General features: G+C 70.0%; 22 protein-coding genes. 17 read left to right on the forward strand and 5 right to left on the reverse strand.

From position 1 onward, the window contains the following. Position 1 precedes the first annotated feature (1 nt). The 11 genes from AX721_RS16315 to AX721_RS16365 all read left to right on the forward strand — a co-directional run bounded on the left by AX721_RS16315 (position 2) and on the right by AX721_RS16365 (position 12,461). Positions 2–796 (forward strand): ABC transporter ATP-binding protein, encoded by a 795-nt coding sequence (locus AX721_RS16315; protein WP_068877053.1) that lies wholly within the window; start codon positions 2–4, stop codon positions 794–796. A 226-nt stretch (positions 797–1,022) separates the two neighbouring features. After that, a complete protein-coding gene (locus AX721_RS16320) occupies positions 1,023–2,246 on the forward strand; it encodes a NarK/NasA family nitrate transporter (protein ID WP_068877054.1) in 1,224 nt (407 codons plus the stop codon). A gap of 10 nt (positions 2,247–2,256) precedes the next feature. Next, entirely contained in the window at positions 2,257–4,704 is a 2,448-nt protein-coding gene (gene nirB, locus AX721_RS16325) for a nitrite reductase large subunit NirB (protein ID WP_068877055.1), read from the forward strand. Then, on the forward strand, positions 4,701–5,039 hold the full coding sequence (gene nirD / locus AX721_RS16330) for a nitrite reductase small subunit NirD (protein WP_068877056.1): 339 nt from the start codon (positions 4,701–4,703) through the stop codon (positions 5,037–5,039). The genes nirB and nirD overlap by 4 nt, the downstream gene beginning before the upstream one ends. Positions 5,040–5,042: 3 nt before the next feature. Beyond that, the gene (locus AX721_RS16335; RefSeq protein ID WP_068877057.1) at positions 5,043–7,685 is read left to right on the forward strand and encodes a nitrate reductase; all 2,643 of its coding nucleotides are present in this window, start codon (positions 5,043–5,045) and stop codon (positions 7,683–7,685) included. Then, positions 7,675–8,445, forward strand: a complete 771-nt coding sequence (gene cobA / locus AX721_RS16340) for a uroporphyrinogen-III C-methyltransferase (RefSeq protein WP_068877058.1) — start codon at positions 7,675–7,677, stop codon at positions 8,443–8,445. Before AX721_RS16335 ends, cobA begins: the two co-directional genes overlap by 11 nt. A 65-nt stretch (positions 8,446–8,510) precedes the next feature. Next, positions 8,511–9,293, forward strand: a complete 783-nt coding sequence (locus AX721_RS16345; RefSeq protein ID WP_068877059.1) for an SDR family NAD(P)-dependent oxidoreductase — start codon at positions 8,511–8,513, stop codon at positions 9,291–9,293. Positions 9,294–9,412: 119 nt separating this feature from the next. Next, positions 9,413–10,096: a PepSY-associated TM helix domain-containing protein gene (locus AX721_RS16350; protein WP_082765515.1), complete on the forward strand. Its 684-nt coding sequence runs from the start codon at positions 9,413–9,415 to the stop codon at positions 10,094–10,096. A 19-nt stretch (positions 10,097–10,115) separates the two neighbouring features. Continuing rightward, positions 10,116–10,634 (forward strand): DUF2271 domain-containing protein, encoded by a 519-nt coding sequence (locus tag AX721_RS16355; RefSeq protein WP_369796630.1) that lies wholly within the window; start codon positions 10,116–10,118, stop codon positions 10,632–10,634. A gap of 19 nt (positions 10,635–10,653) precedes the next feature. Further along, a complete protein-coding gene (locus tag AX721_RS16360) occupies positions 10,654–11,457 on the forward strand; it encodes a DUF4198 domain-containing protein (RefSeq protein ID WP_068877061.1) in 804 nt (267 codons plus the stop codon). Positions 11,458–11,462: 5 nt separating this feature from the next. Continuing rightward, positions 11,463–12,461 carry an FAD:protein FMN transferase gene (locus tag AX721_RS16365; protein ID WP_068877062.1) on the forward strand — a complete coding sequence of 333 codons (999 nt, stop codon included), beginning with the start codon at positions 11,463–11,465 and terminating at the stop codon, positions 12,459–12,461. 5 nt (positions 12,462–12,466) lie between these two features. Here the strand turns inward: AX721_RS16365 and AX721_RS16370 are convergent, their stop codons facing one another. After that, the gene (locus tag AX721_RS16370; protein ID WP_231733290.1) at positions 12,467–12,928 is read right to left on the reverse strand and encodes a hypothetical protein; all 462 of its coding nucleotides are present in this window, start codon (positions 12,926–12,928) and stop codon (positions 12,467–12,469) included. 173 nt (positions 12,929–13,101) lie between these two features. Here AX721_RS16370 and AX721_RS16375 point away from each other — a divergent pair, with 173 nt between their 5' ends. Then, positions 13,102–15,048: an acyltransferase family protein gene (locus AX721_RS16375; protein WP_068877064.1), complete on the forward strand. Its 1,947-nt coding sequence runs from the start codon at positions 13,102–13,104 to the stop codon at positions 15,046–15,048. On the opposite strand, the gene AX721_RS16380 is transcribed toward AX721_RS16375, so the two are convergent. Both AX721_RS16380 and AX721_RS16385 read right to left on the reverse strand, forming a co-directional pair. Further along, entirely contained in the window at positions 15,045–18,092 is a 3,048-nt protein-coding gene (locus AX721_RS16380) for a CHAT domain-containing tetratricopeptide repeat protein (protein WP_082765518.1), read from the reverse strand. The genes AX721_RS16375 and AX721_RS16380 overlap by 4 nt on opposite strands. A gap of 36 nt (positions 18,093–18,128) precedes the next feature. Next, positions 18,129–18,896: a helix-turn-helix transcriptional regulator gene (locus tag AX721_RS16385; RefSeq protein ID WP_231733292.1), complete on the reverse strand. Its 768-nt coding sequence runs from the start codon at positions 18,894–18,896 to the stop codon at positions 18,129–18,131. 118 nt (positions 18,897–19,014) lie between these two features. Here AX721_RS16385 and AX721_RS16390 point away from each other — a divergent pair, with 118 nt between their 5' ends. Genes AX721_RS16390 through AX721_RS16400 form a run of 3 tightly spaced genes read left to right on the forward strand, consistent with a single transcriptional unit; the run spans position 19,015 to position 23,015 of the window. Then, positions 19,015–21,387, forward strand: coding sequence for a TonB-dependent receptor (locus AX721_RS16390; protein ID WP_156467204.1), 2,373 nt, complete (start codon positions 19,015–19,017; stop codon positions 21,385–21,387). A 12-nt stretch (positions 21,388–21,399) separates the two neighbouring features. Next, positions 21,400–22,581: an acyl-CoA dehydrogenase family protein gene (locus AX721_RS16395; protein ID WP_068877067.1), complete on the forward strand. Its 1,182-nt coding sequence runs from the start codon at positions 21,400–21,402 to the stop codon at positions 22,579–22,581. A 14-nt stretch (positions 22,582–22,595) separates the two neighbouring features. Next, complete coding sequence (locus AX721_RS16400; protein WP_068877068.1) at positions 22,596–23,015, forward strand: MerR family DNA-binding transcriptional regulator; 420 nt, start codon at positions 22,596–22,598, stop codon at positions 23,013–23,015. A 7-nt stretch (positions 23,016–23,022) separates the two neighbouring features. Here the strand turns inward: AX721_RS16400 and AX721_RS16405 are convergent, their stop codons facing one another. Further along, positions 23,023–23,718: a sensor histidine kinase gene (locus AX721_RS16405; protein ID WP_068877069.1), complete on the reverse strand. Its 696-nt coding sequence runs from the start codon at positions 23,716–23,718 to the stop codon at positions 23,023–23,025. A 242-nt stretch (positions 23,719–23,960) separates the two neighbouring features. Then, complete coding sequence (locus AX721_RS16410) at positions 23,961–25,214, reverse strand: acetyl-CoA C-acetyltransferase (protein ID WP_068877070.1); 1,254 nt, start codon at positions 25,212–25,214, stop codon at positions 23,961–23,963. Positions 25,215–25,413: 199 nt separating this feature from the next. On the opposite strand from AX721_RS16410, the gene AX721_RS16415 reads away from it, so the two are divergent. Together AX721_RS16415 and AX721_RS16420 are read left to right on the forward strand one after the other, a co-directional pair. Continuing rightward, complete coding sequence (locus AX721_RS16415; protein WP_068877071.1) at positions 25,414–25,668, forward strand: type II toxin-antitoxin system Phd/YefM family antitoxin; 255 nt, start codon at positions 25,414–25,416, stop codon at positions 25,666–25,668. A gap of 6 nt (positions 25,669–25,674) precedes the next feature. Further along, positions 25,675–26,109 (forward strand): type II toxin-antitoxin system PemK/MazF family toxin, encoded by a 435-nt coding sequence (locus tag AX721_RS16420; RefSeq protein WP_068877072.1) that lies wholly within the window; start codon positions 25,675–25,677, stop codon positions 26,107–26,109. The last annotated feature ends 280 nt before the right edge of the window (positions 26,110–26,389 follow it).

Raw genomic sequence — 26,389 nt, forward strand, 5'->3', positions numbered from 1 at the left:
CATGAGCAGCAGAGCCTATCTTTCCATCGAAGACGTCGGCGTCACGTTCGGGTCCGGGTCCGAAGTGCTGCGGGGCGTGGACCTGACAGTGGACAAGGGCGAGTTCATCTCGATCATCGGCCACTCCGGGTGCGGGAAGTCCACGCTCCTCAACGTGGTCGCCGGCCTGCTGCCGGTGACGCGCGGCGCCGTGATCCTGGACCGGCAGGCGGTCGACGGGCCGGGGCCGGACCGCGCAGTGGTGTTCCAGAACCACTCGCTGCTGCCATGGCTGACGGTCTACGAGAACGTTCGCCTGGCCGTGGATAAGGTGTTCCGCGGCGCGAAGTCCCGCGCCGAGCGGCACGCCTGGACGCTGCACAACCTGGCCCTCGTGCAGATGACCCACGCCAAGGACAAGAAGCCGCACGAGATCTCGGGCGGCATGAAGCAGCGGGTGGGCCTAGCGCGCGCCCTGGCCATGGAGCCCAAGGTGTTGCTGCTGGACGAGCCTTTCGGGGCGCTGGACGCCCTGACGCGCGCCAACCTGCAGGACAGCGTGATGGAGATCCACGCCAAGCTCGGCAACACCGTGCTGATGATCACCCACGACGTGGACGAGGCTGTGCTGCTGTCGGACCGGATCGTGATGATGACCAACGGGCCGGCGGCCGAGGTCGGCGATATCGTGCGGGTCGACCTGCCTCGACCGAGGCGGCGTATCGAGGTGGACGCCATGCCCGCCTACATCGCCGCCCGCCACGCGGTGATCGAGTTTCTATACGCGCGGCACACGGCGCTTCGCCCAGCCGCATAGCCTAATTTCCAGGCGCCCGCCGCCGTGTGGGCGCCTGAATTTTGCACTGCAGCGAGATCAGGGCGCCTGGCAGGCTCATCGCCCCGTGACCATCGCCTCCGACTGCGGTCTCTTCACTTCACGGCCCAGGACAACGGCGTTCGCGGCTCCCGGATCGGCTCGAGGTTGAGCCTTCCCTTTTCCCGGCGACGCCGCCTGTCCACTCCAGCATGGGGCCGAACTCCCAATGGTCAGCCGCTCGTTCCTGAAGTCGGGTCACACACCGACTCTGCTTTCCGCCTTCCTTTATTTCGACCTCAGCTTCATGACCTGGGTGGTCCTGGGCCCGCTGGGCGTCGCGATCGCGAAGGATTTCGGGCTGACCCCGGCGCAGAAGGGTTTGATGGTGGCCGTGCCGGTGCTGTCCGGCGCGCTGCTCCGCCTGGTCGCCGGCCTCATGGTCGACCACATCGGACCCAAGAAGACCGGCCTGATCGGCCAGCTCATCGTCCTGGCTGGTCTGGCGGTGGCGTGGTTCCTGGGCGTGCACAGCTATCATCAGGTCCTCGCCCTGGGCGTGGTCCTGGGGGTGGCGGGCGCCTCGTTCGCCGTGGCCCTGCCGCTGGCCTCGCGCTGGTATCCGCCGGAGCACCAGGGCCTCGCACTGGGCATCGCCGGCGCCGGCAACTCGGGCACGGCGCTGGCCGCGCTGTTCGCCCCCGCGCTGGCCCAGAGCTTCGGCTGGCAGAACGTGATCGGCCTGGCCGCCCTGCCGCTACTGGTCGCCTTCGTGGTGTATCTGGTCTTCGCCAAGGACGCCCCGAACCGGCCGCCGCCCAAGACCCTGTCGGAGTACATGAGCGTGCTGGGCACGGGCGACGCCTGGTGGCTGATGGCCCTCTATGGCGTGACCTTCGGCGGCTTCGTCGGTCTCTCGTCCTCGCTGACCATCTATTTCAACGCCGAGTACGGCCTGCCCGCGGTGACCGCCGGCTTCTTCACCGCGGCCTGCGTGTTCGCCGGCTCGTTCGTCCGGCCGGTGGGCGGCGCGCTCGCGGACCGCTTCGGCGGCGTGCGGACGCTGACGGTGGTCTATGTCCTGGCGGCCCTGGGCCTGGCCCTGGTCAGCTTCCAGCAACCCAGCGCCTGGGTCGCCCTGGCCCTCATGATGTTCGCCATGATGGCCCTGGGCGCCGGCAACGGGGCGGTCTTCCAGCTCGCCCCCCAGCGGTTCGGCAAGGAGATCGGCGTCGTCACCGGCCTGGTCGGGATGACCGGCGGCATCGGCGGCTTCTACCTGGCCGCCAGCCTGGGCTGGGCCAAGGAGGTGACCGGCTCGTACCAGATGGGCCTGCTGGCCTTCGGCGGCCTCGCCCTGCTGGCCCTGGTCGGCCTGACCGGCGTGAAGGCGCGGTGGCGCAAGACCTGGCCGGAACTGGCCGGCGCCGCCGCCTCGGCCCTGCGACTGTAAGGGGGCCGCCATGACCAAGGAGAGACTGGTCGTCGTCGGCAACGGCATGGCCGGCTGCCGTGCGGTGCAGGAGGTGCTGAAGCGCGATCCCGGCCGCTACGACATCACCATCTTCGGCGCCGAGCCGCGGGTGAACTACGACCGCATCATGCTGTCGCCGGTGCTGGCGGGCGAGAAGTCGTTCGCCGACATCGTGATCAACGACGAGGCCTGGTACGCCGACAACGGCATCGACCTGCGCGCCGGCGCCCGGGTCGAAGCGATCGATCGTGGAGCTGGCGTGGTGCGCGCGGCTGATGGGACCGAGGTCCCTTACGATCGGCTGATCCTGGCCACAGGCTCGGATCCGATCCGCCTGCCCTTGCCGGGCGCGGACCTGGCGGGCGTGGTCACCTTCCGCGACCTGGACGACGTGGAGGCCATGATCGCGGCCGCGAAGCCGGGCGCGAAGGCGGTGGTGATCGGCGGCGGCCTGCTGGGCATCGAGGCGGCCTACGGACTTTCGAAGCGCGGCATGGGCGCCACCGTCGTCCACCTGATGGACGTGCTGATGGAGCGCCAGCTGGACGCCTCGGCGGGCTTCCTGCTGACCGAGGCCCTGGCGGAAAAGGGCGTCGAGACTGTGCTGGAAGCGCAGTCGGAAGAGATCCTCGGGGCGAACGGCCGCGTCAGCGGCCTGCGCCTCAAGGACGGCCGGGTGTTGGACTGCGATCTCCTGGTGATGGCGGTCGGCATCCGGCCGAACGGGACCCTGGCCAAGGCGGCCGGGCTGGACGTGAACCGCGGCGTCGTCGTGGACGACGCCCTGCGCACCTCGGACCCGGCGATCTACGCCATCGGCGAGTGCGTCGAGCACCGCGGCCAGTGCTATGGCCTAGTGGCGCCGATCTGGGAGATGTGCCGCACCCTGGGCGAGGCGTTGACGGACGGGCAGGCGGCCTACGAGGGCTCCAGCCTCTCGACCCGCCTCAAGGTCTCCGGTGTCGACGTGTTCTCGGCGGGCAAGCATCTGGGCGGCCCGGGCTGCGAGGACATCGTGTTCCGCGACGCCGGCCGCGGCGTCTACAAGCGGATCGTCCTGGAGGCCGGTAAGGTCGCCGGGGCGGTGCTGTTCGGCGATGCGTCCGACGGAGGCTGGTACTTCGACCTCATGAAGTCGGGGGAGGACGTCGCGGCCTTCCGCGAGACCCTGGTGTTCGGCCAAGCGGCCACGGAGGGCCTTCGAGGCCTGGACCCTAGCGCGGCCGTTGCGGCCATGGCCGACACCGCCGAGGTGTGCGGCTGCAACGGCGTCTGCAAGGGCGAGATCACCGCTGCCATCACGGATCAGGGCCTGACCACGCTGGAGAGCGTACGCGCCGTCACCAAGGCGTCCGCGTCGTGCGGCACCTGCACCCCGCTGGTGGAGAAGCTGCTCAAGCTCAGCCTGGGCGATGCGTTCCAGGTCCAGACCGGTCCGAAGCCGGTCTGCGGCTGCACCCATCACGGGCACGACGAGGTGCGGCGCCGCATCCTCGCCGAGGAGCTGAAGTCGATCCCGGCTGCGATGCAGGCGCTGGAATGGACCACGCCGGACGGTTGCTCCTCGTGCCGGCCGGCGCTGAACTACTACCTGGTCTGCGCCTGGCCCGGCGACTATCGGGACGACCGCCAGTCGCGGTTCGTGAACGAGCGCGTCCACGCCAACATCCAGAAGGATGGGACCTATTCCGTCGTGCCGCGGATGTGGGGCGGCGTGACCAGCGCCGACGAACTGCGCGCCATCGCCGATGTGGTGGACAAGTTCGACATTCCGACGGTCAAGGTCACTGGCGGCCAGCGCATCGACCTGCTGGGCGTGAAGAAGGACGACCTGCCCGCCGTCTGGGCCGACCTCAACGCCGCGGGCATGGTCTCGGGCCACGCCTACGCCAAGGGCCTTCGCACCGTGAAGACCTGCGTCGGGACCGACTGGTGCCGGTTCGGGACCCAGGATTCCACCGGTCTCGGCGTGCGGCTGGAGAAGTTCATGTGGGGGTCCTGGTCGCCGGCCAAGGTGAAGCTGGCGGTCTCGGGCTGTCCCCGGAACTGCGCGGAGGCCACCTGCAAGGATATCGGTGTCATCTGCGTCGACAGCGGCTACGAGATCCACGTGGGCGGCGCCGCCGGCCTGCACATCAAGGGAACCGAGATCCTCACCAAGGTCGCGACCGAGGACGAGGCGGTCTGGACGATCTGCGCGGTGATGCAGTTCTACCGCGAGGACGCCTGGTATCTGGAGCGGGTCTACAAGTGGATGGACCGCATCGGCCTGGATGCGATCAAGGCCGCGGTCGAGGACCCCGAACGCCGGCGGGCCCTCTACGACCGCTTCTCGTATTCGCAGCGCTTCTACCGCGTCGATCCCTGGGCCGAGCGCGTGGCGGGCCGCGACTCCCACGAATTCAATCCGCTCAGCCGCCGTATGGAGTTCGCATGAACGCGCTCGTCAAGGACCCGATCATGTGGACCGACGTCGGCGCCGTGACCGACGTGCCGCTCCGCGGCTCGCGCCGGGTGCCGACGGCGGAGGGCGACATCGCCATCTTCCGCACAGGTGATGGCCGGGTCTTCGCCTTGCGCGACCGCTGCCCGCACAAAGGCGGTCCGCTCAGCCAGGGGATCGTCCACGGCCACGCCGTGACCTGCCCGCTGCACAACTGGTCGATCGAACTCGCCACGGGCGAGGCCATGGGCGCCGACCGTGGGAAGGGCTGCGCGCCGGTCGTTCCGCTGGAAGTGCGCGACGGCCGGCTCCTGCTGGGCCGGATCTGACGCATGAGCGTCCGCACCGCATGTCCCTATTGCGGCGTGGGCTGCGGCGTCCGCGCGGCGCCCGACGGCCGCGTACTGGCGGTGGAGGGCGACGCGGAGCACCCGGCCAATCTGGGCCGTCTCTGCTCGAAGGGGACGGCGCTGGGCAAGACGGTGGGCCTTGAAGGCCGGCTGCTGCATCCGATGATCGGAACCCGCCGCGCCTCCTGGCACGAGGCGACGCAGCGTGTCGCCGGCCGGTTCGCCGAGACCATCGCGCGGCACGGGCCGGACTCGGTGGCCTTCTACGTCTCCGGCCAGCTGCTGACCGAGGACTACTACGCGGCGAACAAGCTGATGAAGGGCTTCATCGGCTCGGGGAACATCGACACCAACTCCCGGCTCTGCATGGCCTCGGCGGTGATCGCGCACAAGCTGGCCTTCGGGGCGGATCTGGTGCCCGGGTGCTACGAGGACCTGGACCTGGCTGACCTGGTGGTCTTCTCCGGCCACAACGCGGCGTGGACGCACCCGGTCCTCTATCGGCGCATGGAGGCCGCCCGCGCCCGAGGCCAGCGCCACGTGGTCATCGATCCGCGCCGGACCGACACCGCCGAAGCGGCCGACCTTCACTTGGCCCTGGCTCCCCAGAGCGACGTGCGCCTGTGGAACGGTCTTCTGGCCGATCTCATCCGGCGCGGCGCGGTGGACCGGGGTTACGTCGCCGCGCACGTGACGGGCTTCTCCGACGTCGAGGCCGAACTGGCCCAGGCGGATCAGTCGCCGGCCGCCGTCGCCGCCGATTGCGGGGTGCCGCTCGCCGACCTGGAGGCCTTCTTCCGTCTGTTCGCCGAGACGCCGCGGACGGTCAGCCTGTTTTCGATGGGCGCGAACCAGTCGGCGCAGGGCGTGGCCAAGGGTTCGGCGATCCTCAACGTCCACCTGGCTACAGGGCGGATCGGGAAGCCCGGCGCCTGCCCGTTTTCGATCACCGGCCAGCCGAACGCCATGGGCGGGCGCGAGACCGGCGGCATGGCGACCACCCTGGCCGGCCACATGGACTTCGACGACGCCAGCCGCGCCCGGGTGCAGCGGTTCTGGGGCTCGCCGACCATCGCTCCGGCGGCAGGCCTGAAGGCCGTCGACATGTTCGACGCCGTCGCCGACGGTCGGATCAAGGCGATCTGGGTCATGGCCACCAATCCGGCCGTCAGCCTGCCGAACGCCAACCGGGTGCGCGCGGCGCTGGCGGCCTGTCCCTTCGTCGTGGCGTCGGACTGCATGGCCGAGACCGACACCCTCTCGTTCGCCCACGTGAAGCTTCCGGCCCTGGCCTGGGGCGAAAAGGACGGCACGGTCACCAACTCCGAGCGCCGGATCAGCCGCCAGCGGCGCCTGTTCGATCCGCCGGGCGAGGCGCGGGCCGACTGGAAGATCATCGCCGACGTGGCGACCGCCATGGGCTTCGGCGATGGCTTCGGCTGGCGTAACCCGTCCCAGGTGTTCCGCGAATGGGCCCGCCTGACGGCCTACGAGAACGCCGACCGGGTGCTGAACCTGGGCCCGATGGCCACGATCACGCCGGAGGCCTACGAGGCGCTGGAGCCGGTGCAGTGGCCCGTGACCATGGCCGGCGGCACGGCGCGGCTGTTCACCGATGGCCGCTACCAGACCCCAGATGGCCGCGCCCGCATGGTTCCGGTGGCGGCGCGCGGCCCGGCCGAGGCCACATCGGGCGCCTTCCCGCTGTCGCTGAACACCGGGCGGGTCCGCGACCATTGGCACACCATGACCCGCACGGCCCTGGCGCCCGAACTCTGCCGCCATGCGCCCGAGCCCTATGTGGAGATGCACCCCGCCGACGCGGCGCCGCTGGGCATCGGGGAGGGCGCGCTGACCCGCGTCCAGACCGCCCAGGGCGAGGCGATTGCCCTGGCGCGGCTCACCGATCGCCAGCGGCCGGGGTCCGTGTTCATGCCGATGCACTGGACCGAGGCCTTCGCGCCGTCCGGCCGCGCCAACCCCCTGGTGGCGCCCAAGGTCGACGCGCGCTCGGGCCAGCCGGAGTTCAAGCACACGCCGGCGCGTGTGCGGGCCTACCGCGAGACCTGGCGCGGCTTCTTCCTCGCGCGCGACGCCTGGACATCTCCCGGTGCGCTGGATCTGGTCTGGCGGCGCATTCCGCAGGCCGCGTGCCAGTTGCACGAATTCGCCGGCCGCGGCGACGCGCGCGAACGGGCCGCCGTGCAGAAGGCGTTGACGCGCAAGAGCGGCGACGTCCTCCGCTACGAGGATCCCGCTGCGGGCAGCCTCCGCGAGGCCTGGATGGACGGAGACCGTCTGGATCGGGTGATCTTCTTCACCACCGCCGGCGCGCTCCCGCCCCGGGAATGGCTGGCCGACCTGTTCGAGGCCGACGCCCTGACCGCGGCCGACCGAACGGCCCTGCTGATGGGCCGCCCGCCGGGCCGGGCCGTGGACGCCAGCCCGATCGTCTGCGCCTGCCGGGGCGTGCGCGCGGGGCGGATCGACGCTGCGGTCGCCGCCGGCTGCGCCACCGTGGACGCCGTCGGCGAGGCCACCGGCGCCGGGACCAGCTGCGGCTCGTGCCGCCCCGAGATCGCCCGCCTGATCGCCGCAAAGGGAGAGGTCCGCCATGCCGCCTGAACTGGGACGGGCGCGCCTCGTGGGCGCAGGGCCGGGCTCGGCCGATCTGCTGACGGTCCGCGCGCACCGCGCCATCGAGGGCGCCCAGGCGCTGCTCTACGACGCCCTGGTGTCGGACGAGGTGCTGGCGCTCGCGCCGGCCGCCTGCCTCAAGATCCAGACCGGCAAGCGCGCCGGCAGGACCAGCATGAAGCAGGAGACGATCAACCGCCTGATGCTGCGACTGGCGCGCCGGGGCGTGGACGTGGTGCGGCTGAAGGGCGGAGACCCCTCGATCTTCGGCCGCGTGGGCGAGGAGGCTGCGTTCCTGCACGCCCATGGCGTCGAGACCGAGGTCATACCCGGCGTCACGGCCGCCAGTGCGGCGGCCGCCCAGTTCGGCTTTCCACTGACGCATCGCGGCGAGGCGCGGCGCCTGCTGATCGCCACGGCCACGACCCAGGACGGCGCGCTGACCGACGGCGGCTGGCGGGCGGCGGCCGATCCGCAGACCACCGTGGCGCTCTACATGGGCCGCGACCGGCTCGAGGCGGCGGCCCAGCGCCTGATCGCAGAGGGCCGCGCGCCGGAGACGCCGGCCATTGCGGTCGAGAACGCCGGCCGGCCGGATGCGCGGGCCCTGCCGGGCGTGCTGGCCGATCTGGGCTCGACCCTGGCGGCGGCGCAGGTCACGGGGCCTGTCGTCCTCATCGTCGGCGAGGTGACCGCTCAGGCCGCCGCCGGCGTCGCCCTGTCGGCCGACTTGGCCCGGACCGCATGATCGCAAGCCTTGCCTGACGTTGCGTGCGGGGTGGGAGGGTCCGCGCCCAAGCCTTGGGAGCGACCATGAAACTCGACAACACCATCTCGGCCGTCATCACCGGCGGCGCTTCGGGCCTCGGCGCGGCGACCGCGCGGCGCCTGGCTGGCCACGGCGTGAAGGTGGCGCTGTTCGACCTCAACGCCGACCTCGGCGAGGCTCTGGCCAAGGAGATCGGCGGGGTCTTCTGCAAGGCGAACGTGACGTCCAGCGAAGAGATCGACGCCGCCTTCGCCAAGGCGCGCGCCGCGAACGGCCAGGAGCGGATTCTGGTCAACTGCGCCGGCGTCGGCGGCGGGGCCAAGACCGTTTCGCGCGACAAGGAGACCGGCGCGGTCAAGGAGTACCCGCTGGAGAACTTCGAGCGGATCGTTCAGATCAACCTGATCGGCACGTTCCGCTGCATCACCAAGAGTGCGGCCGGGATGTTGAGCCTGCCGGTGCTGGAAGACGGCGACCGCGGCGCCATCGTCAACACGGCGAGCGTGGCGGCCGAGGACGGCCAGATCGGTCAAGTGGCCTACACCGCCTCCAAGGCCGGCATCGTGGGCATGACCCTGACCATCGCGCGTGATCTCTCCAGCGAAGCGATCCGGGTGAACACCATACTGCCCGGGATCTTCGATACGCCGCTGCTGGCCCGGGCGGCCGAGCATGTGAAGGCGGGACTGTCCGCCTCCGTGCCGTTTCCGAAGCGGCTGGGCATGGCGGAGGAATACGCCCAGCTGGCCGAGACGATGATCACCAACGGCTATTTCAACGGCGAGGATGTCCGCCTGGACGGCGCCATCCGGATGCAGCCCCGCTAGAGGGGGATTCGGGGCCGGCGGCGCCGCTTGCCGCTTGCCTTGGCGGCGTGGCATGATAATGCGAGGCATTCTTAGATGAAGGCTCCGCAAGCGGGGCGTACCTCGTTTCGCCAGTGAGCATGCCGCCGGTTTCCGAACTCGTCGTTGATCCCACAGCCGAACGCGCGGCGGTCGAGCGCGCCAAGGCGAAGAAACGCGCGGTCGCCCGTGCGGCCTTCTTGCGCCAGACCCTGCGCTGGCACTGGATCAGCGCCGCCATCTGCCTGATCGGCATGTTGCTGTTCGCGATCACCGGCATCACGCTGAACCACGCTGGGGCCATCATGGCCAAGCCCCAGACGGTGGAGCGGGAAGGGGAGCTTCCAGCTGACCTGCGCCCTGCCCTGCAGGCCGCCGAGGCCGCGAAGGGCGACCTGCCCGCGGCGACCCGCGCCTGGCTCGCCCGGGACCTGAAGATCAAGGCGCCGGCCGGGCCCGTCGAATGGTCCTCGGGCGAGGCCTATGTGGCGATGCCGGGGCCCGGCTCCGACGCGTGGGTCACCATCGACACCGAGAGCGGCGCCGTGGCCTACGAGCGGACCGAGCGGGGCTGGATCGCGTACCTCAACGACCTGCACAAGGGCCGCAACACCGGGCCGGCCTGGAGCTGGTTCATCGACATCTTCGCCGCGGGCTGCGTGGTGTTCTGCGTCACCGGCCTGCTGCTGCTTCAGCTCCACTCCCGGGCGCGTCCGTCCACCTGGCCGCTGGTGGGGGTCGGGCTCGTCATACCCCTGCTGCTGGCCCTGTTCCTGATCCATTGAGGAGACCCCGATGCGGGCGATGAAGACCCCGAGCCTGTTCGCCGCCGTTACCGGGGTCGCAGCCCTGCCGGCCGCAGCCGACGCGGCGGAGCTGGCCGTCTCGGTCGAAATTCCCCGTCTGTCGGTGGCCGAGTACCACCGCCCCTACGTCGCGCTATGGATCGAGCGGCCGGATGAGACCGCCGTGAAGACCCTGGCCGTCTGGTACGACACCAAGCTGGCCAAGGGGGAGGGCGCCACCTGGCTGAAGGACATGCGCCAGTGGTGGCGCAAGGCGGGGCGAAGCCTGACCCTGCCCGCCGACGGCGTCAGCGGTCCCACCAAGGCGCCCGGCAAGCACCAGGTGGTCTTCACCGCGGCCCAGCTGTCAGGCCTTGCCGCTGGCCAGTACAACCTCGCTGTGGAGGCCGCCCGCGAAGTCGGCGGTCGCGAGGTGGTGCGCGTGCCCTTCTCATGGCCGCCCAAGGCCGGCGTCCGGCCGGCCTCCGCCCAGGGCGTGTCCGAACTCGGCGCGATCAGCGTCAGCACCAAGCCCTGAAACCTCCGGAGCCTGCATCATGTCGATCGCTATCCGCACCGCTGTCGCCGCGGTCATCGCCCTGGCCGTCGCCCCTGCGGCGCAGGCCCACCGCTCGTGGCTCGCGCCGTCGGCGACGGTGCTCTCGGGCTCGGAGCCCTGGGTCACGGTGGACGGCGCCGTCTCCAATACCCTCTTCTACCCCGACCACGTCGCCATGCGCCTGGAGGGCCTGACGGCGATCGGGCCCGACGGCGCGCCTGTCCGGATCCAGAACGGCTCGACGGGGAAGTACCGCTCGACCTTCGACCTGCAGCTCAAGGCGCCCGGCACCTACAAGATCGCCAATGCGTCGAGCGGGATGATGGCGTCGTACAAGCTGGGCGGCGAGACGAAGCGCTGGCGGGGGCAAGAGGCGGATCTTTCCACGGCCATCCCCAAAGAGGCCACCGAGGTCCAGGTTTCGAGGAACTCGCGCCGGGTGGAGACCTTCGTCACCTCGGGCGCACCCAGCACCGCCGCCCTGAAGATCACCGGCAAGGGCCTGGAACTGGAGCCGATCACCCATCCCAACGACCTGGTGGCCAGCGAAAAGGCGCGCTTCAAGCTGTTGGTGGACGGCAAGCCCGCGCCGGACGTCGAGGTCGAGGTGGTCCTCGGCGCGACGCGTTATCGGAGCAAGGCGCCGGAATTCAAGGTGAAGACGGGCTCCGACGGGGTATTCGAAATCCAATGGCCGGAGCCGGGCCTGTACTGGGTCGAAGCATCGGTGCGCGGCAAGGACGCTTCGGGCGTGGCCAGCAACGCCGGCTATGCTGCGACCTTCGAGGTTCTGCCGGACTGACGAGGGTGCGCCGGGTCGCCGTTCCGCTGTCGCTGACCGCCGAGGCGACAAGGCCGCGGGACGGACGGCCTGCATCGCTGGAAGGGCCCACCATGGGCGTGGCCTGGAGCCTGCGGGCGTGGGTTCCTCGCGGGCTAGCCGACGCCGAGCTGTCCGCCGCCGTTCAAGGCGCCTGCGACACGGTGGTGGCGCAGATGAGCACGTGGGAGCCAGGCAGCGATCTCTGCCGCTTCAACGCCGCGCCTGCGGGGACGTGGGTCGAGCTTCCGCCCCACCTGACGACTGTGGTCGCGGCCGCGTGCGACCTGGCGGCGCAGAGCGGCGGGGCGTTTGACCCGACCGTCGGCGCGCTTACCGACCTTTGGGGCTTCGGGCCCGAAGGCCCGGTCGCGGCCGCCCCGGACCTGGCCAGCCGAAACCTGGCGGCGGGCGGCTGGCGCGAACTGCAACTGGATCGGGCGAACGGGCGGGCCTTCCAGCCTGGCGGCCTGAAACTGGACCTTTCCGGAATCGCCAAGGGCTTCGGCGTCGACCTTGCGGCGGAAGCCTTGGAGGCGTTGGGGGTGCGGGACTATCTGCTGGAGATCGGCGGCGAGCTTCGCGGCGGCGGCGTCAAGGGCGACGGCCAGCCTTGGTGGGTGGAGATCGAGACCCCGCCGGGCGGCCAGCTTCCGGATCCGCCAGTCGTTGTGGCGCTCCATGGCCTGTCAATCGCGACCTCGGGCGACTGGCGGCGGGCCTGGACGGACGGCGCTCGCCGCTACAGCCACACGCTGGACCCCGCCGCGCGCGCGCCCGTCGCCGGTCCGGTCGCGGCCGTCAGCGTGCTTCACCCCTCCTGCATGCAAGCCGACGCGCTCTGCACGGCCCTGACCGTCCTCGGTCCGGCGGGCGAGGCGTTCGCCTGTGAGCACGACGTCGCCGCACGGATCGTCTCGCGGCAGTCGGGCGGCCTGGCCGAATGGATCTCGCCCGCCTTCGCCCGGTTGCTGGACGACGCCTGATCGCGTCAGTGCAGCGTCGGGTGCGCCTCGCCGAGCTCGGTTGTCGCGCCCAGCCGCACGGGCAGAGGCCAGCCGGCCCGGGCCATGGCGGCGTTCAGCGAGCGGGCCAGCGCCATCACCAGGGCGGGGTCCGACACCAACGGCGCGATCAGCTTCTCGCCCAAGTCCTGAGCGACCGGCGCGACGCCGCAAGCGACGACGAGGCGCTGAAGGTCGGCCGCCGCGCCGCCGCAGTGCGGGCATTCGGCGCGGAGGGGGCGCAGGCTGGAGGCCTCGATCGCCTGGACCCAGGCCAGGAACAGCGCGGCGACCCGCGGATTGGTCCGCCGGGACAACGCCTCCGACAACGGTCTGTGGGGCGGCTCACCGGCGCACCGGGCCGCCGCCCACGCCTTGAGGCCGCAGATCAGCAGGTTTTCGCCGGGGGCGAGATCGGCGCCCTTGCCGGTGGGGGTGGCGGACAGCACGGCAGACTCCATGGCTTCCAGCAAGCTACCCCACGATGATGCAATTGCGATGCATTCGCAATACAGGTCCGCTCGTCGCAACACCTGTTCCCCCGATCTCTTCTGCCTGGTCGCCGCGCGATCCGCCAAAGTATGCAGGGCGGCCAGAAGAAGAGGGGCGGGCCCGGCGCGCGATGAAATTCGAGACAACGACGCGGGCGTTGGCCGCGGCGAGCGGACCGCTATCGCGTGGCCCGGGATATCGGCCCGACATCGACGGGCTTCGGGCCCTGGCCGTGATGCTGGTGGTCCTGAACCACGCCGGCGTCGCCTGGGTGGCAGGCGGCTTCGTCGGCGTCGACGTGTTCTTCGTGATCTCGGGCTTTCTGATCACGGGAATCATCGCCGGGCAGCGGGCGCGGGGCGAATTCCGCTTCGGCGACTTCTACCTGCGACGGGCGAGGCGCCTGCTGCCGGCCCTCTACGTCCTGCTGCTGGTGGTGACAGCCGCGGGCTATACCGTGCTTACGCCCGCCGACTACAGCCTGCTCGCCCAAGGCGCCCTGAGTGCGATCGCCCTGGTGTCGAACGTCTTTTTCGCCCGAACCTCCGGCGGCTACTTCGCGCCGGAAGCCGAAGCCCTGCCGCTGCTGCATCTCTGGTCGCTATCGGTGGAGGAGCAGTTCTACCTGCTCTGGCCGGCGGGCCTGCTGCTTCTGTTGAAGCTGAAATCGCGAGCGGTCATGACCCTTGCGGTCGGCCTCCTGGCCGCCGCATCGTTCGCCTACGGTCACTACGAGGCGGGCCGACACCCGGCGGACGCCTACTTCTTCCTGGCGCCGCGGGCGGGTGAATTCCTGGCCGGCGCGCTCGCGTGGCTGCTGTGGCGGCAGGACCGCGCGCCGAGTGCCTGGATCGCCAACGTCCTGTCGGGTGGGGGCCTGCTGCTGATCTCGGCTGCGGCGGCGATGTTCAGCGCGGGCACGCGGTTCCCTGGCATGGCGGCCCTGGTTCCCTGTCTGGGCGCCGCGGCGCTGGTCTCGGCTCCGCAGTTCGGCCCGAGCCTGGTCAGCCGCGCCCTTTGCCTGCGGCCGGTCGTATTCGTCGGGCTGATCTCGTATTCGGTCTACCTCTGGCATTGGCCGATCGTGAGCGTCCTGCGCTATCAGGACATCGCGATCACGCCTGCGGTCAGCACGGTTATCGTCGCCGCGTCACTCGTCTGCGGCTACCTGTCCTGGCGGCTGCTGGAGACCGGCTTCCGCGGCCTGCTGGAGCGCCGGCCTGCGCGAGGGCTGCCCCTCGCCGCGACGGGCCTTGCCGTAGCGCTGGCGGCGCCCGCCTACATCCACCTGAAGAGCGGCCTGCCGGAGCGCTTCCCCTACGCGCTCCTGACCCAGGGCGAACTCACGGCCGAACGCAATCGCTACTGGCAGGGCTTTCCGGTCCGCCCTTTCGCCCAGCCGGCGCCGGGAGGTCCGAAGGTGCTGATCGTGGGCAACTCTCACGGATTCGATCTTGGCTACGCGTTGATCGAGAACGGGTTCGAAGGCCGGCTGGAGATTCTCGAGACCTTCCACCAGTGCTTCAACTTCGGCCACGATCCGGTCACGCCCGCCAATGCCGAACTCTGCGCGGAGCGCCGGCGAGCCGTGCTCGGCAGCTCTCAGTTGAAGGCGGCTGACATCGTCCTGCTCCATGACAACTGGGGCGGATATGACGCGAGGGGGCTGGCCGAGATGATCGGCGCCGTGCGGGAGGTTTCGGACGCGCCGATCTATATCGTCGGGCCCAAGATGACCTTTACCGACGACGCCCTCTCGATCTCGAAGAGGGCGCAGGACCGCCGCCATGCGACGGTCGCGGGGGTGAACGCCTTTGCGTTGGGCTATCAGGAGGTTGCGAAAGTCGAGCGGGACCGCGCGCTCAAGGCCCTCTTCGCGCACCCGGCCTGGCGGGATGTCCGTTACGTCTCGCTGCTGGATCTCCAGTGCGGCCCGCGGCGGCGATGCGAGATTCTTGGGCCTGACGGCCGCTATCTCTATTTCGACGCCGGACACTTCACCCTGGAGGGCTCGCGCCGCGTCGGCGTGCGCCTGAAACAGGCCCACCCCGAGCTCTTCCGGCGCACGGCCTCCTAGCCGTCCGCGGCGATGACGACGAAAGGCGCCCAGTAGGCCGGGTGGGCCCATTCGGCGCGCCAGCCGGGGAGAGGCGATCCGTCGGGCCGGCGGCCCGTGCGGACGGCGCGCATGGCTCGCTGCAGGGCTTCGGCCTTCGAGAGTCGAGGGTTCGCCTTCTGGATCGCCAGGGTCTGGACGGTCAGGGCCGCGGTGGCGTCGTCGAAGACCCGCCAGTGACTGACCAGGAGCGCACGCGCGCCGGCGTAGAGAAACGCCCGGGCCAGGCCTGAGAGATTGTCCGCACCCGGGACCCCGTCGCCGCCGGCGGTGTTGCAGGCCGACAGGATCACCCAGTCGGCCGAAAGGTCGAGGGCGGCCGCCTCGGTTGCGGTGAGCACGCCGTCGTCCTGTGCGCTCGGGTTGCCGGGGGCGGTCAGCACCAGGCCGGGTTCTTTCAGGCCCTGAATTTCGTTACCCAGCAGGCCATGCGTTGCTATCGCCACGACGCCGGCGCGGGAGATGTCGGCTGACGTCCTGATCGACGCCTCGGTCGCCTTCGCGCCCAGGCGGACGCTGCCGGCGGGAGCGCCCAGGGTCCTGGCCATCGCCCGGAGCTCGTCGGCGGTGCCCGGCAGCGGCGCGAAGACCGCGCCGAGCGCCTTGGAGCCTTCCGGGCGGCGCGCGTCGAGGGCGGCGGTATCGATCGCGGGGTCGCCGTAGCCGACGAAAGCCCAGCGCTGGCCTGCGGGCCTGCGGGCCGGCGCGGCCGTGCGCAGGCTCGCCACGGACGGAAGGGTGGTGAGGGCGTAGCGGTCGCCGAGCCAGGTCGCCTGAGCCAGGGTCCGCACGTTTTCTGTGGGCAGCAGGCCCAGCGGCAGGCCGCCGAACGCGCCCGAGGTGGTCACGAACAGCCGATCCACGTCGCTCAGCGCGCCTTCGACCGGGACGATCAGGTCGCGATAGAGGCTGTAGGCCGTCTGAAGGTCGAACGGCGCGATCGGACTCTCGCCGACCAGTCGGGCCTTGCCGCCGCAAGCGCCGTCGTCCACCTGGCACCGCAGCGCCCGGATGCGCTTCTCCAGCTCGGCTTGACCGCCCTCGATCCGGTTCCACGCCACCTTCGTCCGCGACAGGGCGAAGACGTGGATGTCCTGGCCGGTCGGAACGATGAAGAGCATGCCTTCGCCGGGGCGAAGGCGCGCCTGGGCCTGGGCGATGGAGATCGCGGGCGGCGCAATGGTTTCAGCGTACCTCGGATTGTCCTTCTGCAGCCGCGCATCCAGGTTTGCGAGCTCGCGGCCGACCGCGTCGAGCGCCGCCCCGACTCGCGCCGCCTTGGCGGGATCGTCCTGAGGAAGGGCCTGGGCCAGCTGACCTTCGATCTGGCGGACCTGGCCGGCCAAGTCTTGGCGGACCCGCGCGTCGCCTGCGGCCGCCTTCCGTGTGAAGGCGGCGCGGGCGGCGGTCTGGGCCAGGGCGCGCGCGGCGGGCGAGACTTCCAGGTCCTGGGCTGCGGTGAAGGCGCGGTCCCGCAGGCGCGGCAGCTCCGCCGGCTGCTCCGCCGCGGCCAGCCAGGCCAGGCGCAGGTAGCGGCGGAAGACCGGTCCGGTGGTCTCGCCGGTTTCGGCATCGGCGCGGGCGCGACGCAGCGCGACGTCCGGATCGGACCCGATGGCCGTGAGGTCCGCCGAACGACGAGCCCGGACAATGGCCACCGCCTTGGACGACAGCGCCTCGGCTCGGGCATTCGACGTCAGATGGTGCTGGTTTTCGGCGAGAGCGTCATAGGTCGCCGCCGTCATCGGGTGACGCTCGCCAAGCGCCGCCCTACGCACCTCCAAAGCGCGGCGCAGCATGGGCTCGGCTTCGGCGTATCGGCCGCGCGCGTTCAGGTCGGCGGCCAGCGCGGCGTAGGCCTTGGCGGTCGCCGGATTGGTCTCGCCGCGGGCGGCGCGCAGGATCGTCAGGGCGCGGCGATGCAGGCGCTCGGCCTGCCGCCGCTTGCCTCGGGCCGCCAGGTTGTCGCCAAGGGCGCCGTAGCTCACGCCGGTATCGGCGTGCTTCTCGCCCAACAATGAGCGGCGCAGGGCCAAGGCCTCGCGAAGCAGGGGCTCGGCGTCCAGCGGCCGGTGCTGGGCGTTGAGGTTTGCGCCGAGGAGCGCGGCGTCGGCGGCGGTGGCGGGGTGTCGCGGCCCTCGGACATCTCGGTCGGTGGCGAGCGCCAGCCGCAGCAGCGGTTCCGCCTCCGCGTGCCGACCCTGGGCGTCCAGGTTGGCCCCCATGCGCGCATAGGCCTGGGCGGTGGCAGCATCGCGTTCGCCGAACGCCTCGCGGCGGATGGCGAGGGCGCGGCGGTGCAGGGGCTCGGCCTCCAGGTGCCGGCCGAGCTCGTCGAGTGTCGCGGCCAGAGAACCGAGGTCCGCCGCGAGCCCAGGATCCTTCTCGCCCAGCAGACGGGTGTCGACCTCGACCGCCAAGCGATACAGCGGCTCGGCTTCGCGCGGCCTGGCCTGGGCGCGCAGCACGTCCGCCAGAGCGACGGCGGCGGCGGCGACCTCGGCGCTCGCATCGCCGAAAAGCGTGCGGCTCGTGGCCAGCAGTTCGCGCCGAAGGGGCTCGGCCTCTCCGAACCGGTCGCGGCGCTCCAGGACGCCGGCGAGATTGGCGATGGCCAGCAAGGTTTGCGGATCACGCGGACCCAGGACCTTGCGGTCGACCTCGAGGGCGCGCCGGTAGAACGGATCGGCCTGCGCGTCGCGTCCTTGCCGCACGAGGGCCTGGCCGATCCAGGACCAGGAAACGGCCGTCACCACCGCTTCCGGGCCATATGCTCGTTCTTCGATGGCGGCGCGCCTACGCGTGACCTTTTCGAGCTCAGCCCACCGGCCGGCGGTCCGTGCGACCTCGGCCTGGACCACCAGCGCCTGCCAAACGGCGGTTTCCTCCGCCGTCAAGGCGCGGGGGATCGGCGCCGCGCCCGCGGCCAAAGCCGACGCATCAGGACAAGCAATACTGAGCAGCGCCGCAGCCGTCAGGCCCGCGCGCCAAGCTCCGGGACGCATACGCCCGTCCTCTCACGAATCTCCCACGGGGTAAGCTTACCCGGTCGGCGCCTGTGACCGCACGGGACCTGACGCCGCACCGGAGCCCCCGGAGCCGATGTAGCCCAAGGTTGCGGCGCGTTGGACGGCCTGTGACCGCCCTGAGACACCCAGCTTGCGCGCCGCGTTGGTGACATGAAACCGGACCGTGGGCAGGGATATGGCCACAAGGTGACCGATTTCTGCGTCAGTTTTTCCGGCGGCGGCCCATTTCAGGCATTGGATCTCGCGCCGGGTCAGGCGCGCGGGCGGCTGGTTCGAACCCGCGACGGCTTCTTCGTAGGTGGCCACGAACCGGAGCGCGAGGGTGTGCAGGGGCGCCGCATGCCGGGCGAAGGCGGACGCGACGTCGAACGTGGGATCGGCCGTCGCCCAGACCACGGCTCCGATGACTCCGCCGGGCAGGTAGGCCGGCGCGACGATCGCCGCGCCCACGCCGTACGTATCGATCGGTCCCTCGGCGGTGATGGCGTCCAGGGCGCGGTTGGGCCGCCACGAGGCGAAGCGTCCGTGCTGGAAGTAGAAGGGTTCGGAACAGGCGCGCGAGGCGTGGATGAAGGCGGCGCGCAGGGCGAAGCCGTGATCCTCCCAGTACCGGAGTTCAGGATCGACCCAGCGGAACAGGGTCTCGGCCAACGGCCGGCCATCGGCGCCGACCGGTGGAGTCGTCGACGAGATGTCGGTGGCCGCCGCGACGAACGGCAGGCCGATGCGGGCGCCCGTCTCGTCGATCTCGCGGGCGAGCGCCTCGGCGTCGGTAAGCAAGCGACCGTCCCCTATCACTTCCGATAGCTTGTTTGGTTGCGCCGCAACCCGCAAGCTCCGAGCCTCGCTCGCGTGTAAGAAGCGGGAACAATGAACGCCCATAGGGCGAAGGGGAGGAATGATGAAGTTGCGTAAGTGGGCGCCGTCGGCCGCCGTGTTGGCCGCGGTCTGTGTCGCGGGCCAGGTTCAGGCCCAGGAGACCGAAGCGCCCGAAGTCGACGCCGTGATCGTCACGGCGCAGAAGCGGGAACAGAACCTCCAGGACGTGCCGATCGTCGTCAACGTGGTGTCTGGCCAGCAGCTCCAGGACGCGGGCGTTCGCGACGTGAAGGACCTGCAGGTGCTGACGCCGGGCCTGAGCGTCACCTCCTCCACCGGCAGCGCGCAGACGTCCATCCGCATCCGCGGCGTCGGCACCATCGGCGACAACCCGGGCCTCGAGTCCTCCGTCGGCACCGTCGTCGACGGCGTCTATCGGGCGCGCAGCGGCGTGGCCTTCGGCGACCTGGGCGAGCTCGAGCGCATCGAAGTCTTGAAAGGGCCGCAGGGCACGGTGTTCGGCAAGAACACCTCCGCCGGCGTCATCAACGTCATCACCAAGGCGCCCGAATTCGACTTCGGCGCCAATGCCGAAGTCACCTACGGCAATCACGACGCCCGCGGGGCGTCGGCCAGCATCACCGGCCCGATCGGGGAGACCGTGGCCGGGCGCCTCTTTGCCGCGATCCGCAAGCGCGACGGCTTCAACGACGTGCGCAACGGCGCCGGCCCCAGCACCCAGAGCCGGAACGACGACCAGGACGTCGCGACCATCCGCGGCCAACTGCTGTGGCTGCCCACCGACACCCTGACGATCCGCGCCATGGCGGACTACACCAAGCGGGACGAACATTGCTGCCTGACCGCCACGACGCTGGTCGGGCCCACGGGCGCCTTGATCGACGCCGTGGCCGCCGACGAGGGCACCTTGCGCCCGGCCGATCCCTTCCGCCGCCTGGTCTATGCCAACCGTGAGTCCAACCAGGAGCTGAAGGACAAGGGCGTCTCCCTGCAGGCGGACTGGGAGATCAATCCCGACCTCACCCTGACCTCGATCACCGCCTGGCGGGACTGGTCCAACGTCCAGGGCGCGGACATCGACTTCTCGTCGGCGGACATCTGGTACCGGCCCAGCGACGGGCGGACCTTCAACAAGTTCGAGACCTTCTCGCAGGAGGTCCGGCTCGCGGGCCAAACCGGGCCGGTCGACTGGATGGTCGGCGGCTATTATTCCGACGAACAGCTGGACAACAGCGCCTTCACCCCGTTCGGCACATCTTACGAAACCTATTTCAGCCTGCTGCTCTCGGGTGGGGCCAATCCGACCGCCGTCTCGGCCCTGACCGGCATACCGGCCGGCCAGAACTTCATTCCGGGGCAGGGCGCCTACGACCGCTTCGACCATTCCAGCAAGGGCTGGGCGCTGTTCACCAACAACACCTGGCGCGTGACAGACGCCCTCGAGCTCACCTTCGGGCTGCGCTACAGCGACGACACCAAGAAGGTCTTCGCCCAGTATCGCAACACTGCCCCGGGCCTGGCCTGCGCCGCGGCGATCGCCCGTCCGATCCCGGCCGCGGCCCGCTCGGCGCTGTGCGCCCCGGGCGCCGACCCGGCGTTCAACAATGTGGACACCCGCCAGAAGCGCACCGAGGATCGCCTCGGCGGGACGGCGAAGGTCAGCTACCGCTTCTCGCCCACGTTCATGGCCTATGCGTCCTACGCCAACAGCCACAAGAGCGGCGGCTTCAACCTCGACCGGGCTCGGTTCGGCGCGGGCGTGATCAATCCGGACACCAGCTTCGACGCCGAAACGGTCGAGAGCTACGAGCTCGGGTTCAAGAGCCAGCTGCTCGAGAACCGCCTGATCCTGAACGCGGCCGCCTTCGACCAGACGTTCAAGGACTTCCAGCTCAACACCTTCACCGGCATCAGCTTTGTGGTCGCCTCGATCCCCAAGGTCACGTCCAAGGGCGTGGATATGGACCTCGTCTGGCGCACGCCGGTGCGGGGTCTGACGGCGACGGGCGGGGTCACCTATGCGGTGACCCAGTTCGGGAACTTCGCGCCGACGGCGGGCGTGGGACCGCGCCTGCCGGGCTCGCGGCTGTCCTACGCGCCCCTCTGGTCGGCGTCGTGGTCGGCCGCCTATGAGAACGAGATCGGCGCGGGCCTGCGGCTGCGGGCCAGCCTGTCCGGGCGCTACACCTCGGCCTACAACACCGGCTCAAACCTCGACCCGCTGAAGAACCAGAAGGAGCTGACACTCTGGAACGGCCGCATCGGCGTGGGCTCGGAGGACGAGCGCTGGACGCTGGAGCTGTTCGCCCAGAACCTGACCAACGAGGACTACTATCAGGTGGTGGTGGACCAGCCGTTGCAGTCGGGGACCTACGCCGCCTTCCTCGGCGCGCCGCGGACGTGGGGTCTCGCCCTACGGTCGAAGTTCTAGGGAGCGCCGACCGTGGATCTGGAGCTCACCGTCGCCGACCTGACTTTCCGCGACGAGGTGCGCGCCTTCATCGAGGCCAACCTCACCCCGGAGCTGCGGCGCGCCGGTGAGCGCCTGACCAGCGTCTTCTGCGAGCCCCGCTATAGCCTCCCGTGGCAGAAGATCCTGCACGCCCGGGGCTGGGCCGCGCCGGCCTGGCCGCGGGAGTACGGTGGTCCGGGCTGGAGCGAGGTTCAGCGGGCGATCTTCGCGGCCGAGTGTGCAAGGGCCGGCGCGCCGACGCTGTCGCCCATGGGCCTGAAGATGGTGGGGCCCGTGATCATGGGTTACGGGACGCCCGAGCAGAAGGCGTACTACCTGCCGCGCATCCTCGCCGGCGAAGACTACTGGTGCCAGGGCTATTCCGAGCCGGGGTCGGGGTCGGACCTGGCATCATTGCAGCTTCGCGCGATCAGCGATGGCGATCACTACGTCCTGGACGGATCGAAGATCTGGACCACGCACGCCCAGTTCGCCAACCGCATGTTCTGCCTCGTGCGCACCTCCACGGAGGGAAAGCCGCAGCAGGGCATCACCTTCCTGCTGCTGGAGATGGACACGCCCGGCATTTCGGTGAAGCCGATCATCACCCTGGCGGGTGAGCATGAGGTGAACCAAGTCTTCTTCGACGGTGTCCGCGTGGCCAAGGCGAACCGGATCGGCGCGGAGAACCAGGGCTGGACGGTGGCCAAATATCTGCTCGAGTTCGAGCGCGGCGGCGGATCAGCGCCGGGCCTGATGGTGGGACTGGAACGGGCGCAACGCATCGCGGAGGCGGCGGGCGGGGACGATGCGGCCCATCGCCGGCGGCTGGCGGAGGCGCAGATCGCGGTGACCGCCATCGACATGTCCGAGCGGATGGTGCTGGCGGCGCTTGCCGGCGGCAAGAACCCCGGGCCGGCGTCTTCCATGCTGAAGATCAACGGCACGGAGGCCATGCAGCGGATCGACGAGATCTCGGTCGCGGGGCTGGGCGCCTATGCGGGCGTGGACCAGCCGGAGGCGCGCGAGGCGGGCTCCAACGTCGAAGCCGTCGGGCCCGAGGCGGGTCTGGTGGCCATGCCGCGCTATCTGAACAACCGGGCCGCCTCGATCTACGGTGGCTCCAACGAGATCCAGAGGGATATCATCGCCCGGCTCGTTCTCGGGCTGTGAGGGAGGAAAGACCTATGTCGACGTTCCTGAACCTGCGCCGTCCGCCCTATCGCACCTATTCCATCACCCAGCTCTGCCGCGAGTTCGGCGCCACGCCCCGCGCGCTGCGGTTCTACGAGGAGCAGGGGCTGCTCTCGCCCGGCCGGCGGGACACCAGCCGGGTCTATTCCTACAAGGACCGCGCCCGGCTCCAGCTGATCATGCGCGGCCGGCGCGTCGGCCTGTCGATTGCTGAGATCCGGGACATCCTCGACACCTACGACGAGGAGGGGACCGCGGCGCAGGACGCCGAGGCCCTTCGCATCCACCACCGCCGTGTCGAGCAGCTGGAACAGCAGCGCCAGCACGTGGACGAGGCCATCGACGAACTGAAGAAGGCCGCCGCGCTGATCGAGGCCAAATACCCACACCTGAAGGCGGAGCTGGACTCGTAAGGGCGGCCTACTCGACCCAGGCCTGGAACGAGCGGTCGACCGCCGGGGCGGCGCCCGGGATCGGCGCACGGATCGTGAAGGCGGTTCCGCCGTCGCCCTGGACGGTCAGGGTCCCCTTCAGGTCGCGCACGATGGCGGCGACGATGGACATGCCGAGGCCGCCCTGGCGGCCCATGCCGCCGGACAGGCCCTTGCCCTGATCGGCCACAGTCACGACCAGCTCGCGCCCGTCGCGGCGGCAGGTCACCACCAGCCGGCCGCCGGGCTTGCCATCATAGGCGTGCTTGGCGGCGTTGATGGCGAACTCGTTGATGGCGATGGCCAGCTGCTGGGCCATATCGCCGGGCACGCTGGTCAGGTCGGCCTGGATCGAGCAGCTGAGGCCCGTGGTGGCCGCGATCGCCTGGCAGAGGCCGGCCAGGAAGGGGCTGAGCTCCACCGATCCGCGCCCGGCGTGTTCGTGGAGGTAGCGGTGCAGTTCGCCCACGGCCACCAGGCGCGCCCGGCTGGCCTCCAGCGCCGCGGAGGCCACGGCGTCTCGCGAGCGGAGTTGCTCGAACACCAGCATGTCGGCCGCCAGCTGGAGGCTGTTGGCGATGCGGTGGTTCAGTTCCTGGATCTGGCGTTCCTGGCTGGCGAGCTGCGCGCGGGCGGCGGAGAGCTCGCGGGCCAGACCGGGGTCGGATGTCGCGGCGGCGAACATGCGGGGTTATTCCAATATAATGGCCAAGCCTGTTTTCATACGGGACGTCGCCTTTTGCGCCGCATAGTTGTTCAACAACTGATTGCGGTCGTCGGTTCCACTGATTGAAGTCTAAATGGGGCGAAAGGACGGCGGCTCTTGACTTCGCCCGAGTCAAAAGCCGCCGCGTTAACGTTTTGGTAAGTATTTGAGCCGGCTCGGCCAGAATTCGAGCCCGCCGCAGGCGCCGGCGGAGCGCGTCCTCAGACCCGCTCGACGATGATCGCCGGGGCCATGCCGCCCGCCGCGCACATGGTCACCAGGCCGCGCTTCAGGTCCCGGCGCTCCAGCTCGTCGATGATGGTGCCGATCAGGATCGAGCCGGTGGCGCCGATCGGGTGGCCCAGGGCCATGGCGCCGCCGTTCACATTCACCTTGTCGCGGTCGAGCTTGAGGTCGCGGATGAACTTCTCGGCCACCACGGCGAAGGCCTCGTTGATCTCCCACAAGTCGATGTCATCGGGGGTCAGGCCCGCCTTCTTCAGCACCTTGTGGGCGGCCGGGACCGGGGCGTTCAGCATCAGGGTGGGGCTGTCGCCGACGTTGGCCATGGCCACCACGCGGGCGCGGGCCTTCAGGCCGTTCTTCGCCGCGTATTCGGGCGAGGCCAGCAGCACGGCGGCCGAGCCGTCGACCACGCCCGAGGAGTTCCCGGCGTGGTGGAAGTGCTGGATCTTGAGGTCCGGATAGACCTGGTTGATCAGGCCGGCGAAGGTCGTGCCCTTGTCGTCCAGCGGCGCGTTGGCCATGGCCTCGAACGAGGGCTTCAGGCTGGCCAGGCCCTCAAGCGTGGTCTGGGGACGCGGGAACTCCTCGCGGTCCAGGGCCAGGGTCCCGTCCTCGTGATAGACCGGCACCAGCGAGCGGTCGAAGTGGCCGTTGCGGATGGCGTGGTCGGCGCGCTGCTGGCTGACGTAGGCCAGCTCGTCCAGCGCCTCGCGGCTGATGCCCTCCATGGTGGCGATGGCGTCGGCGCAGATGCCCTGGTGCGACTGGGGGTGCAGCTTGCGCAGGTGGGTGTTGCCGGCGTCCATCAGCGCCGGGCCCTCGAAGAAGGCGGCGTGCTGCGGCGCGCTGGCGGCCGTGTACGACATCATCTCGCAGCCGCCGGCGATGACCAGGTCTTCCATGCCCGACATGATCTGGGCCGCGGCCAGGTTCACCGCGGTGATGCCGGAGCCGCAGAAGCGGTCGAGCGTCACGCCGCTGGCCTTGATGTCGTAGCCGGCGTCCAGGGCCGCCATGCGGCCCATGTCGTTGCCCTGCTTGCCGCGCTGGGACGAGGTGCCCCAGATCACATCGTCCACGTCCGCCGTGTTGAGGTCGTTGCGCTTGGCGATGGCGGCCAGGACCGTGGCGGCCAGGTGCTGGGGATGCTCGTCGGCGAGCGCTCCCTTGCCGACCTTGCCGACGCCCCGGGGCGTGCGGGCGGCGTCGATGATCAGGGCTTCGGGCATAGTCTTTCCTCGCGAGGCTAGGCGTTCTTTGCGGGCAGGTTCCTCTCCGTCCGTAAGGTCAGTCTAGGGGGTTCTCGACCGCAGGACGTGCGCGTTCGGCCGCGCCGGCGGAGCCGGCGAACCGAGTCGGCAAGCCGCGGTCATTCTTGACAATTATCCGTATTTTACGTAAATTACGTATACATGGAGGTGGAGGCATATGGTGCGGATCACCGCGACCGAGTTCCAAAAGAACCCGGGGCATTATCAGGATGTCGCCTTGCAACAGCCTGTCACGGTCACCCGCAACGGCCGGGACCGTACCGTCGTGATCTCGGCCGACGAGTATCACCGCCTCAAGCGCCGGGACCGCGAGGTCCTCAGCCTCGACGACTTTACCGAGGCTGACCTTGAGACCATCCGAGCCACCCAGCCCGCTGCCGGCTCAACCGCATTCGACCACGAACTGAAATAGCGCAGCTTGGCCTACCCCAAGCCCGAGCCTGGCCTCGTCATCCGCTATTCGTTCCTCTGGCGCGAGCAGGCGGACCGCGGCCAGGACGAAGGTGAAAAGGACCGGCCCTGCGCCATCATCATGACCACCGAGGCGGATCAGGGCGACACCGTCGTCATCGTCCTGCCCGTCACGCACACACCGCCAGCGATTCCAGATCTCGCCGTCGAGATTCCAGCGACCACGAAAGCTCGTCTCGGACTGGACGATCAGCCGTCCTGGATCATCGTCAACGAAGCGAACCGCTTCATCTGGCCGGGGCCGGACCTTCGTCCGCGCGTGCCCGGCGACACCGCGTCCGTCGCCTATGGGCTCCTGCCGGCAGGCCTGTACACGCAGGTCCGCGACAAGCTCGCCAAGGCCATCGAACTGCGGCTCGCTCGGCCGGTGAAGCGCACCTAGGACTTGCCCTGAGCTGGCGTGCGGTGGTCTCCGGCTGGCCTCTCACCACTCACCAAAGGCGAGACACCGAACCCGCACTCCGATTCGCCTGCGGGTTGAGAAGCCAGGCATGTAAGGCGCAGGTATTCGCCTGGCAGGGGTAGGGGGGTGGACGATGTGGCGCGGATATGATCAGGCTTAACCATAGAGATGATGAAATTTGGAGCGATCGGCTGCTGAAGCCTCGACCCAAACGATCGTCGCCGCGCCTGGTGGGAAGGCGCAGACGGGAGGCTGACGC

Source organism: Phenylobacterium sp. CCH9-H3 (assembly GCF_001557235.1).
Lineage (GTDB): Bacteria > Pseudomonadota > Alphaproteobacteria > Caulobacterales > Caulobacteraceae > Phenylobacterium.